General features: G+C 40.9%; 6 protein-coding genes. All 6 read right to left on the bottom strand.

The annotated features are described in order from the left end of the window. Window positions 1–38 precede the first annotated feature (38 nt). On the bottom strand, window positions 39–1601 hold the full coding sequence (locus tag VXM68_RS10570) for a DUF4832 domain-containing protein (RefSeq protein WP_293955684.1): 1563 nt from the start codon (window positions 1599–1601) through the stop codon (window positions 39–41). Window positions 1602–1644: 43 nt separating this feature from the next. Next, window positions 1645–2859 (bottom strand): SusE domain-containing protein, encoded by a 1215-nt coding sequence (locus VXM68_RS10565; protein ID WP_294347505.1) that lies wholly within the window; start codon window positions 2857–2859, stop codon window positions 1645–1647. A gap of 120 nt (window positions 2860–2979) precedes the next feature. After that, a complete protein-coding gene (locus VXM68_RS10560; RefSeq protein ID WP_293955686.1) occupies window positions 2980–4626 on the bottom strand; it encodes a RagB/SusD family nutrient uptake outer membrane protein in 1647 nt (548 codons plus the stop codon). An 11-nt stretch (window positions 4627–4637) separates the two neighbouring features. Further along, a complete protein-coding gene (locus tag VXM68_RS10555; RefSeq protein WP_293955687.1) occupies window positions 4638–7634 on the bottom strand; it encodes a TonB-dependent receptor in 2997 nt (998 codons plus the stop codon). Window positions 7635–8022: 388 nt separating this feature from the next. Next, entirely contained in the window at window positions 8023–9252 is a 1230-nt protein-coding gene (locus VXM68_RS10550; protein ID WP_367211212.1) for a glycosyl hydrolase family 28 protein, read from the bottom strand. Between the two features lie 19 nt (window positions 9253–9271). Further along, window positions 9272–13336 carry a hybrid sensor histidine kinase/response regulator transcription factor gene (locus tag VXM68_RS10545; RefSeq protein WP_294347511.1) on the bottom strand — a complete coding sequence of 1355 codons (4065 nt, stop codon included), beginning with the start codon at window positions 13334–13336 and terminating at the stop codon, window positions 9272–9274. Between the last annotated feature and the right edge of the window lie 188 nt (window positions 13337–13524).

Below are 13524 nucleotides of genomic sequence, written 5' to 3'. Positions count from 1 at the left end.
CATCTAACAGTTTTGCATTCTAACCTTTATGCAAACTATTACAATATCTGTACCTCCAATAGCTTTAACCATCCAGTGCTGGTCATATCACCGTTCACCGCAAGCCGTATCCCAGGCTGATTATCATTTGTGGTATCTACGATAGCGACAGCCCAGGTATAGTTCCCCGTTGGAAGATCAACAATAGCTTTCAATTCGTAGGTCATCGGGTTATTTTTAAGCCAGGTCGAAGGTTCTCCTTGATCATCTACAAAAACTTTTTTCACCCTGTTTTCTTCATCCAGGAGTGCAAAAGCAACTTTATATTTATAATTCCACTGGGGAATATTATTAGGGAAATATCCCCAGCCCATATTCCGCCAGCGGTGGTTAATTGTCATTTCTGTCCCCGAATTGACTTTCTCCGGTAAGTAAACACGATCAGGATATAAACGATAGCCACCTTCAGAAATAAAACGCTGGCATAAGGTAAAAGATTTGGTGAACCAGCTTTCAATTTCACCGATCCGGAAATCCATCATGTTTACCGCAGCTTCCAAGGAACTGTCAAATTCGCCCTGCCGAACATCTTCGGGATGGTCTTGCCTAAATTTACCGCTGGGATCAGTCCAATAACGGTGGGTACCTGTGGTTATCCAACCGCCCTCCATAATAACGGGACGTTTAAAATTCCACACCTTAGCAAAATTCTTCTCCCAGCTTTGGTAATAGTCTGTCATTCCAAAGGCATCTTGACGCAGACTGTAGCCTTTATTGATCATTTTATTCAATAACTTCTCCGAATTGGGGTTCGCAGCTCCACTACCCGACGGGTCACCAACCAGACGATGATAATTAATCAGTAAGGGTACTTTTGTAAAATTCTTGGAATACACATCAGAAATCCAGTCAACAACTTCTTCTTTAATGACTTCAATATTTTGACCAGATGGCTTATTAGGATCTTCATAAATTACACTATGCCCTTCCCCCCACAAACCGAGTCCATAGGCATCGACAAAAGAGGTTTTATTTAAATCGTTAAAATCCTTCGCTAGTTCTTCAATCACCTTGCTATAATATTTCCTAAAAATAGGATCTTGCAGTACTGGTGTTTTTCTATCGGGAAAAGAAGGATTAGCCAAATAATACTTAGCGCCTGCATCGAAAACAAACTGCGGCGTATTTGCACCTTGGTCGCGACCGTCGACAACGATACGAAACGCGATGGGTAATCCTTTATCTTGTGCTCCTTTGATCATTTTGTAGATTGCTGTGCTAGGATCTCTCCAGGCATACACGCCATCTGCAGGATTAAAGGTTCGCCAGCTGGTACGGATATAACAGGCAGATGCATAATCAATCGCTTTGACCGTTTTACCCAAATCGGGCACATAAAATTGGGTATCCCAATAAGAAGGGTTTCCCGAAGCCGAAGCGTACATCACCCAACCGTTTAATGGATTACGAAACATAGAGCTCCTGTTGTAACTGGGTTTTACCAAGGTTCCGGATATATCTTTTTCGATATCAGCATCATTTTTCTTGCATGAAAATGCTAGAAAGCAAAGCATGACAAGACATGCTTTGAGATAGGCTTTTTTATAGGTTATATTTTTCACTTTTAGAAATGTTGAGGTTAACTTGTATTTTTTACCCGATCTCTTATCGTTTTAGTGCCACAATAGTCATATTTCTTAAATCTAGGATCAACACATTTGTGGTGGCGGGAATGGTGAAATATGAATCGCGATTACCTTTTACCGTCCCCCCTCCCATTTCGGTTACTTTTCCCAAAGTGAGAGACAAAGTTTGCGCGACGCCGTCGGACGTAGGCGGAGCACTAAATGCGTAGGCCAGATTTTTGTTGTTACTGTTATCTCCGGTCACAATAAACTTAGTAGTACCAACTTTACCACCAGTATAGACCAAAATTTGCGGATCGGCCAAACTTACCTGACAATTCATTTTAACAGGCGTTCCCCAACCATTAATACTCCCATGCATCCATAAATCCGTCACGGTGGTCGTATAAGGTTGATCTCCTGTCCATATCACCGTTTTTGCGGAAAGTGCTTTCGCCGGCGAATAGATCGTAGCGGTAGCTTTCTGCATATTGACCACGACACGGTACTCACCAGCAGTTTCTATTTTCCAGGAGAATACTGTTTCTCTCATCTTTATCCCGACCGCATTACCATCGTTTATTGCTGCGCTCCCATCGGCAGTAACCACATAATTCGTCTCTCCATTAAATTCGACCGGAATTTCAAGTTCGCCCGGCTGCAAATTCAATACATAAGCATATTGATCTAAATTTTCCAATGTTTTTGGCAGCTCCACCTTAGTTCCGCCAACGGCGCTACCGCTCAAGAACACTTTATCGGCATCAAAAACAACCGTCTTGATTGGATTTACTGTAATTCTTGCCGTCCTCACCTCAGGTGCTTCAAAAGTACCGCCGCCCTCCCATTGAGCAACTACCCTAAACTCCAGCGTAAAGCTCTTGTTTGTTGGTATACCCCACTTTTCATTGGCCCAATTTTGCAATTGTTCGGAAGTAAAGCTTCTGCTAAATACATTGTCGTCTTCATAGTTAAATATGGCCGTACCCGTACCGAAATTGTTTCCCACCACATCCAACATAGTGCTGTAGCTGACCAAATGATCATCTGACTGTACTCTGGCGGGTTTCCAATTGAATGCGACAATATCTTTGGTCATATTGACCTCGTCAAGCGTAATAATCTCAGCAGAAGGCTGAAGTTCCATTGTCTCATTGACTTTGGGTATATCCTGTATTTCCTGTTTGCAGGATAACTGGCAAAGCACCATGCATAAGAGAAATAAGGTTTTGTATAAATAATTGATAATTTTCATTGATTTATATTTTTGCTAACATTCGGATAGAATCATGCGCTTGACTCGCGCAAATACTTTTTTCATCAGATGGAAAGCTACCGAAAATACGATTAGGATTCGGACAGCCTCCCATAAACATTAATTATAACCCGGGTTCTGAGGGAATGGCGCTCCTGTATTAGCATCCCTAATCACCTGCGGAATTGGCCACAGGATATTGTTATCCGTTATTTTATCCTTTATCGCATTATTATATTTTTTAACACGCTCCACTAGGCTATTGGTACGCACCAAAGTAAAGCGTCTGCTTTCTTCCCCGACTAATTCACGAATACGCTCATCGAGTAGGAAATCCATATTCATCTCAGCGCCCGTAATTTCAGATGCTCCCGCCCTTTTCCGGACCTCATTAACAGCTTGCGCAGCTTTATCAGGCATATTTTGCCCCAAATAGGATTCGGCAAGCAACAGATAGGTTTCAGCCAAACGAAATTTCATACGGTCTTTATAACTACCCGATAGACTTAGATTTTCTGGCCGTCCATAAAAGAATTTTGTAATTGCCGGAAATAAGCTTTTTGTCGTAAACCAAGTTTGCTCAGTAATATTGGCCTTTTTGCCATAAAGTGAGGTCTCGTTTGCGTTGTTATAATACCAGTTGCGTTTTATATTATGGCCTGAATTGCGGATATCATTTGCTTCAAAAATACCGGCCACGTTGCCTGTCGCATTAGTACCCGTGGTGCCAACCCACCATTTCATCGGAACCAGTTGTGCGATACCACGACCGCCCAAGGTATCTGCCAAAACAAATCCTGTAATGGTCGAGTAATTTGGTATCCAAGCCCTACGGGTCCAGTCATCTGAGTTGGTTCCACCACCGATTGTATTGAATTGAAATTGCAATACCCAGATACTTTCTTTGTTACCACTTTTTCTATTTTGATTATTTTCCAAAAATAAATCGCTGAATACATCACCCGGTTTACCGCTATTCACCCCATATCTACTTTTCATAAGGTTATAATAACCACTATTGATAACAGCCAACGCTGCCTTTTCCGCTTCGGAATGATTGCCCTGCAACAGATAAATTTCGCTTAGCAAATGGCTTGCGGCCCATTTGGTCAGCTTACCTTCTTTAACACCGTCCGGATTCGTAGGCAGATTATCCACCGCAAATTTTAGGTCGTCTATCATATGTCCGATGACTTCAGCTTTGGGTGTACGGGTAAAATTAAGCTGAAAATCATATAGAATGGTTTCTACATAAGGTACATCACCATAAAGGTAAATCAAGGTACGATAAGCATAAGCCCGAAAGAAGCGAGCTTCGGCTTGGAAACGTGCTTTATCTTCCGGTGTATCCCAATTGGTGTTTTTCTCGGAATAAACCAGCATTAAGTTAGCAGATGAAATAAGGTTATATGCCCAATTCCAGTAAGTACCCACAAACCGCTCTGACGCGGTAAGCGTGAGGTTAGCAAAAGCCATCAAAGAACCATCACTATTAATTGCGTCGGCGATATCTGTTGATACTTGTAAGGCTTCGTATGGACAGGCGCCATTGTGAATAAAGGCCCCACCTTCACCATAGGTATTGTATTCAGAACGCGTGAGTGCGTATAAACCTGCACTTCCCACTTCGAAACCGTAGGTACTGGTATACGTATTGGATGGTGCCAGTTCAGTTTTTAGCTCTTCTTCCAGGAACTTTTTACAGCCTCCTAAAGTGAACAATACGATAAGCCCTAAACTTGTTGTGATAATATTTTTTATTTTCATGTCCTATTCGATTAGAAATTTATATTTAAGCCAAACATATAAGAACGTGCCGTTGGATAAGAGGCCATCCAGCTATTGTCATAATTGAGCACCTCTCTGATATTTGAAATCGTATTCAGATTGTTGATACTGGCGTTTATATCAATACCACTTACTCCTACCTTTTTAGCAATTTTTTGCGGTAATTTATAGCCGAAGGTGATATTTTTCACCTGCACATAGCTCACCTTTTTATAGTACCCGTGCCCCAATGGATTGAGATAGCCCGGTGAAACAATCGTCGCATTAGAATTCTCAGGTGTCCAATAATTTGCATCGTGTACATAGTTAGTAATTCCGAAAGTCCAGGCCCCCAAATTGGCCATGTGATCGTCACGCCAAACACCAAAGACACCAGTGATTAAAGCAGATGCATAAAAATTATTGTAAGAGAATCGGTTGGCCAGAGAAGCTGTGTAGCGTGGATTTTTAGACCCGATGACCACTCTGTCGCTGGTCTCTATCTTGCCGTTACCATCGCGATCATATAGCTTGGCGGCCCCAGGAGCTGCCCCGTCAACAGTAATGGTTTCTCCATTTTGCCATACACCGATCATTTTATAATCGTAGAATACTCGCAAGGGTTGACCAATAAACCAATTATTAGCAATATCATCTATACCATCCCCTCTTAACTCCACGATTTTGTCTCGATTTAGAGAAAATACAGCAGTCGTATTCCATTGGAAATTTTCGCCTTTAACATTCGCCGAATTTAAAGTGACCTCAATCCCTTTATTTTGAGTTGCACCAATATTGTCCCAAATTCGATTGTACCCATTCATAATAGGTACGGTACGGGTCATCAACAGATCTTTCGTTTTAGAAAGATAGGCATCAATAGTTCCGCCAAACCTGTTGTTAAACAGTTGAAAGTCCAGCCCAAGATTTGTCGAATAGGTCGTTTCCCATTTCAGATTAGGGTTCCCCACACCATCACCAGCCAAATATGCTGTAGTCACCGCAGCGCCATCATCGCCCCAGATATATTTTACATTGGAATATAGGCGGTCTAAAGTGCGATAGGGTGTAATCGCCTGGTTACCGTTGGCCCCATAAGAAAGGCGGATTTTCAGCATGTCCAGCCATTTGACATTATCTTTCAGAAAACGTTCTTCCCCAATTTGCCATGCCGCTGCTGCCACAGGAAAGAATGCATATTTATTGTTGATACCAAATACCGAGGCTCCGTCTGTACGTCCGGTCAAGGTTAATAAATACTTCCCTTTGTAGGCGTAATTTATCCGACCCATATACGACAGCATGGCCGACTCCGACAACGAAGCACTGTTGGAAACAAGACGGCTGGCCGAACCGATCATAAAGTATTCGGTGTCATCGGTTACAAAACCAGCTCCGCTTTGTCCCGTCGACCAGCTTTTTGTTTTTTGCATACTGAATAAGCCGGTTACATCAAAACGATGATCGCCGATCTGCCGCTCATATTTAAGCAAGTTCTCCCAGGTATAATCGTTATAATTAGAATTGTTGATGGAAGCGCTTCCTCCGGCTTGTGTACCCTGATCCCTGCCTTCAAAGGTGTTGCGCCCGTAATAAGTTCCTGTAAATCCATTCCGATAATTATAGCCAAAATTTGATCGTAAGGAAAGACCTTCTATAGGCAACAAAATATTGGCATATCCCGAAAGAAAGAAATTGTTATTATATCTATCCTGAATCGCATTGACGTTACGCATCGGATTGACGATCAATGAGTACTCCATAGGTTCAGGAACATACTTACCAGATTCGTCCTTATAACTACCATAAGGACTTTGCTTAATGGCATGCTCCAAATTTGGTGTAACGCCACCGTCACTTTTTCGGGTATATTGCAACCCTATACCAGTTGTTAGCCATTTATTAAAAGTCTGATCCACATTTGTGGTTATATTTAAACGTGACAACTTGGAATTATACACTACACCTTCTTGATCTAAAGCGGCAAGGGCAGCCATATATTTTGTGTTTTCAGTACCCCCGGAAATGCTCAATTGATGATCCATGGTCAAAGCTTTCCGAAAGACGTAATCTTGCCAATTATTGGTAATGCCTTTCGCATAATTGCCGCGCTCTGTTACGCTAATAATATCCCCGGCGATAGGATCTAATAGCGCTCCAGTATAGCCTTGCCTAATTCGGGCAATGTCTTGTTGGAAGCGGATATATTCATTTGGTCCCATGACATTGATACGCTGCATAGGCTCGGCCATGCCGATCAAACCTTTATAGTTTACTTGCGCTCTACCTAGCGCTCCCCTTTTGGTCTGTATCAAAATAACACCATTTGCTGCTCGAGAACCGTAAATAGCCGATGCGGAAGCATCTTTTAGGATAGAAAGGTTTTCAACGTTATTGGGATCAATATCTGCCAAGGATCCGCTGTAGGGAATACCATCCAAGATAATGAGTGGACTATTATTGGCCGATATTGAATTTTCGCCCCTTATCAACAAGCTTTGTGATGCGCCTGGCGCAGCTTCACCGGTTGTAATGGAGAAACCGGCCACCTGTCCCACCAAGCGATCCATCAGATTGGAGGTTGATACCATACCTAGCTGCTCTTTTCCGACGACAGCTAAGCCTCCTGTTAGATCTTTTTTCTTGGCTGTACCATAACCGACCACAACGACCTGATCCAGCACATTAGTTCCAGACATTTTCACATGAATGACTCCTGATGGATTGACTTTTATTTCCTGGCTATTGAAACCAATATAGGTAAATAGTAGCGTAGCCGTGGGAGCCGCCTGGATAGTAAAATTTCCATTTGAATCGGTCTGTACACCATTTCTCGCTCCCTTAATCATGACCGAAACACCTTTAAGTGCTTCTCCCGCATCGTTAGTCACCTGACCCTTGACTTGCATTTGATCTGCTGCTTGCGAATAAGCGTAATTGGATGCCACCGCCAATAGGGTAGCACTCATTATCCAGCTCCTGAGCCAGATATGTATCTTTTGTATCATTGATTTATAATGGTTAGTTTAAAATTACTTGTGTTCTTTACTGTCCCTTTCTCGTAGAGAACATATATTTGAAATAATTATGCTTCAATAGGCTTGGACTAATTTAACTTCCGCAACGCTTCGATTTCCGACCTATTGACGAAATACAATATTCCAAAAAGTAATGTCATTGGTTTTTGTAAAGTTGGGATTACCCTGCGCGAGCCTGATCACGTGGTCGGGAATAATTTTCATACACATATTTTCCTTTTTAAAATTGGTTAAGACAAAACTATACTGATCACCAATTCATAGGGTTCGTTTTTGTACGAAAATGGTTTGATTTTGTACAAAAGGCAAAAACAGGTGTTTTTGCCTTAAACAAATAAGATTGCGAGCAATTGCATTACTAATTTTTTATTGCCATTACATGATCTAGAACTACCGTATCACTTCGTTGCACATCAATAGCTTCACCCTGCCCTTTATACAGGATGTCTCTGAAACTGGCCTGGGAAATACCGCTGGCTTTTATAGGTTGATGACTGATGACATTCCGCACAAACAAACCTTTCACATGCTCGGCATACTCAACGACTAGGCCTTGCTTTGCCAAGGGACTGATGACCATATTGTCAATAAAAACATCGCTTATCCGGAGTTTACCTACAGGCATAATCCGAATAGAACGGTGTGAAATTGAATAAAAGTCCTGCCAATTCTGGAGATAAATAGTCGAAATATTGTCGATTTCACCCCTGTATATCGAACCACTGACCACATTGACATTTTCTTCTCCAGCGCCCACTCCAGTATCTGTCAAACCGATGTTAATAAAATCGTCTCCACTTCTTCCTCTACAATTTGCAATAAGAATATTTTTACAGCCAAAACGTATGCCCATCCCATCTTGGTTTAAGATCTGTTGGTCAGTTCCATCCACATTCACGGCTTGCCTTACGTTAAAAGTAATATCGCTTATCTTACCATTTGTACAGCGCTCTAGTACCAATCCATGCCCATGATAATCTTTCAATGTAATGCCACTAACCTCAAAAACATCGGTATAAGCCAATATAATGGCGTGATTACGCCAACCACCCTTTTGATTCATGCCGGGTTTGCCAGCATCAGTGCCATAAGATTGGTCAAATCTGCTGGGATTTAGCGATAGTGTTTTATTATGATCTCCGGTAGCTCTTGGATGATCAGCTCCTTCTAGAAGGACATTACCTTTTCCAATGATCTTGATGTTTTTTAATGGAGATATAGTATTGATTCCCAGTCCTGCATTCGCAGAACGAATAAAATTATCCCGACATTTATCAGAAAGCTTAATGGTACAGTTATTCAATTCAAGTTCAAAATCACCAGGAAGTAAAATGGCCTGATCAATGAGCCAAATACTTTTTTTAGCTATGGCGTCATACTTCGGTATGACTACTTTTCCGGTACTATTTTTTGCCGCATTTATAGCCCTCTGTATTCGCTCAGACTGCGTTCCAGTTTTATAATTATTAGGGCTGATATACATTTCATCTACCGCTTGGTTGAGAGCTGCTGTCAACTGCAACACATTACATAAGCAAATAAAATAGCTCAAGAGAAGAACTCTTCTAAAAATTATTATTTTCATCATCGTTAGAATTGGTTGTTTTTTATTTATTCCCGCTGGAAAATTTCTTCTTAAAATCTGAAGGACTTAGTTCAAACTGCTTTTTAAAACAGACACTAAAGTATTTGGCATTGTTAAACCCGGTCTGATAAGCAACTTCCGCAATGGTCAAATCTGATTTCTCCAACAGATAAGCGCTTCTTTTCAAGCGCATATTCAGAATAAACTCTTTGATCGACATGCCCACAATATCGTTTATCTTTTGATATAGAATGGTTCTGCCCACGTTCATGTCAGCCACAAAGTCCTCTACGGAATAACTGGCGTTAGCAATGTTTTCTTCAATGACCTGAATGGCCTTAACTAATAGCTCCTCGTCCATCGAGGTGACGGTAACATTGGACGGATCCACTTGAAAATGTTTGCTGTATTTTTCTTTTAATTCCTGCTGGTTTCTTAAAATGGTTTCTGTTTGTTGCAACAGATAGTCAATATGAAAAGGTTTATCAATAAATACATTTGCACCAAATTCCAATGCTTTTATTTTATGCTGATTGTCATCTCCGGTACCCGAAATCATAATAATGGGAATATGGCTAGTCTTGAAGTTTTGCCTCAGGCTACGACAAACATCCAGACCGCTCCGATTAGGCATGATTAGATCGGTAATAATGAGCTGCGGATAGATTTTTTCAGCTTTTATTAACCCCTCTTCTCCGTCACTTGCCGCATATACATTATATTTTTCAGCCAGACGTTGTTCCAAATAACCCCGGAGTTGTTGGTCATCTTCAATAAGCAGGATATTATCTGTTTTTTTTATGGAGATAGCCCCGGTTTCGGGCGTTGCAATATCCTGTGTGATAATATCGTCAATTTCAGAAACGGTGTAATCGTATACGTTAGGTTGCATGTCGCCTGCCCTGGCCTGTTTTCTTAAAGGTAGGGAAATGGTAAATGAAATTTTATCGGTCTTATTGACCATCCATATTTTACCCTCAAGCACCTCTACCAGTTCTTTCACTATGGCAAGTCCAAGTCCTGAACTTTCTTCAAAAGTTGGCCGATGAGAAGATAGGCGATTGAAAGAAGTGTAAAGCGTCGCTATCTGTTCTTCCGAAAAACAATCGCCGGTATTTATAACTTCAATGGAGATGTATTCGATTTCTGTCGGATCTAAGGAAGAAAACCGTTCTTTTTCTTCGGGCGTGGCGTTATAGATACGTACGCCCACATAACCATTATCGGGTGTATATTTTAGGGCATTTGAGAACAAATTAGTCAATATTTTTTCGATAACATCATAATCAAAGGCAACATATAAATTGTCCTTGTACGCGGAAATATGGGTTTCAACACCTTTTTTATTGGCGTAGAGCTCAAATAGGCTAAATATATCCCTTACAAAATTGATAAAATCACCAACCTGCGGATTGAGCGTAATTTTTTGGCTCTCAATTTCCCGAAAACGCAGCAATTGGCTAATCATGCGTTGTATTCTGGTGACATTCCGCTCTATTAAATCCATGTAAACCAAAGCAGTATCATTGGCCACAATAGTCTCTTTGAGTTGCTTAAGCGGCTGTAATACCAAGGTTAGTGGTGTTTTTAGATCGTGCGAAATATTGGTAAAAAAGTCGATACGTGCCTGATTCAGCTCTTGCATATTGTGTTCTCTTAAACGCTCAAGTGCCAACCGCTCCTTAAAAACTCTTTTATCACTATAATATCGCATAATAAAAAACAGCAATGCAAATGCAAAAGCTGCATAGAAACAATAGGCCCACCAGGACAAGAAAAATGGGGGATCGACGTGGATGTATAATCGTGATATTTGATCCCCCCATAGCCCATCATTGTTGGAAGACTTGATTTCGAAGGTATAATCTCCGCCCGGGAGGTTGAGAAACTGTACAGATTTCTGGTTGGGATGACTAATTTGCCAATCTTCGCCAAGCCCTAACATCCGATAAGCAAACTGATTCTTTTCGGCAAATAGATAGCTATTCGCCGAAAACTTAATTTCGACATTAGACTGATTACTAGAAAGCCTTATCTTATCTCCCTTTTGGTTGGACAGGCTTCCAATGTCTTTGGACAAAATCGACGATCCGTCATCAGGTTTCACCAAGGTATTGTTCACCAGAAATCCTGTAAAGAAAACTTTTGGTTTTTGCGGATTTTTATTGAGGTACGTAGGATCAAAAAGTAAAAAGCCATTGGTGCCGCCAAACAGCATTTCGCCTTTAGAAGTTTTGTAAGCAGCATGTATGTAAAATGAACCGATATTATCTTCCTGGTAGAATCTCGCTTTTTCAAATTTCCTGGATTTCAAATCGAAGAAAAAAAGACCATCACTGGTACTTAACCACACATTTTTCGTAAAAGCATCTTCTAAAATACCGAATACCATTTTTGCCGGAAAACCATTACTTGCACTATAATTGATATACGTTCCGTCTCTTTTGAGCACGTTTACACCTTTCCCTAAGGTCCCTAGCCATACATCGCCATTCGAAGCCACGGCATAACTGCACAGATTATTTGCTGAATAGGAAGCATCCTTGACCATATAGTGCTTTAAAACGGTTAGCGTATGAGTATTTACGACAAAAAATCCCTGATGGCTAATTAAACAGAGCTGGTTTTGATTATTCACATATAATGCTTCTATTTCTAGATTCAACTTATTGCCTTTGGAATCCTTGATTCTAACCATTTCTATCGGACCTTGCCGGTTCTTACGATATAAAAATGATTTGTCGGGATCTGTCATCCACCAGTTACCTTCCTGATCGTTTGCAAAATCATACACCGTCAGCAGTTGCTGGCTTTCCGGAGAGCGGAAATCGAAACTACTGAAACGCTGATTGTTTACATCATAACTGCCAATTCCACCATTATAGGCAGAAATTAACAGGCTCTTGCTTGCTTCGTCAAACTTAAGCCGCTTAATCATATTGGGACTTGGCCCCCTATCCTGCGACTTTTCGGGATGGATAAACTGATCTTTTTTCCTATCCCAGTAATTTAGGCTCCCCCCTTCTGTACCGATCCATATATTTCCCAGATGATCTTCCTGAAAACTACTGACAATGGGATGATTCAGACCGCCAGGGCTCGGTTTAAAGTAACGTACTCTCGAATCGTAAAGCGAGCAATAGGCGATTTTACCACCGTAGGTACCTATCCAAACACCCTGATCCGGATCTGGATAGATTGTCCAAATGGAGTTATTGGGCAATGAATAAATATCGTTCAGGTTCATCCGCAAGGTGCTGCTACCTTCATTGGCGGGATCATAAAGGAATAATCCACCCTGGGTAGCCACCCAGATCACCCCAGTTTGGTCTAAGTACATTTTTTTCGTTAAAACGAATGAATTTCCAGCAACGGCTACCGGAATTTTCTGCTTTAAATTACCTGTCAAATCTGTGACATGTATTCCTCCCCGCGGTGTTAAAAAGTAATATAGCCCACGGTATTCAACTACATCGTTTACCTGATTTGCTGTATTGCTAAAATCCGCAAACTGAACAAGGCGCTTTTTAGACATTTCTACGGTATGTAAGATTGCATCTTGCGTTAAAAATACCTGGTCTTTGACACTCAATATATTTTGAAAAGACTTGTTTTTGGGCAACAAAAAACTTTCTATGCGTTCATTTTGTGGATTATAGCGGAGTAAACTATTTTCCGAGAGCATGTAAACTTGACCATCATGATGTACACAAACTGAACGAATTACTCCGGGGACAACAATATGAAATGAAAACCGTTCGTAATTAAATTTTAACAAACCCTGCCCCGACGCTAAAAATAGATTTCCTTTTCTATCGCAAATTAAAGAACCATAGCCCCATTTCTGCTTTGGCTTCATCGCCGAAACGATATCGTTTAACTGATAAAAGCTATTGCCATCATACATGAAAAGTGCATCGGGTCCGGTATACCACATACGTCCTAAACTGTCTTTGGCAATGCTTTGTATACCGCCATAATACGAAGTTTCGGGCATGAGGTGAAACCGGTATCTCGAAAGATCAATACCGAGAACACATTGTCCCCAGAAAATAAAAAAACAAATTATTAGACTGTATTTATTCATTTACAGATGTTTCTAAAGCTGCTTACAGTTTAATCAGAGATTTACCGATACGAGTTGCAATCAAAATGCTCAGCGATATTATTTACGAACAGTATTCCGTTAAACTACGATTCTCATTTTATTATACAAAGAGTCACGTCCAAATTATGGCTTAAGTTCTTCTTTTTCAGCAAATGAAATCTAAATCA

Origin of the sequence: Sphingobacterium sp. R2, assembly GCF_040760075.1 — a bacterium.
GTDB lineage: Bacteria > Bacteroidota > Bacteroidia > Sphingobacteriales > Sphingobacteriaceae > Sphingobacterium.
The sequence above is the reverse complement of the archived record's forward strand: the minus strand, read 5'-3'. Positions and strand labels throughout refer to the sequence as shown.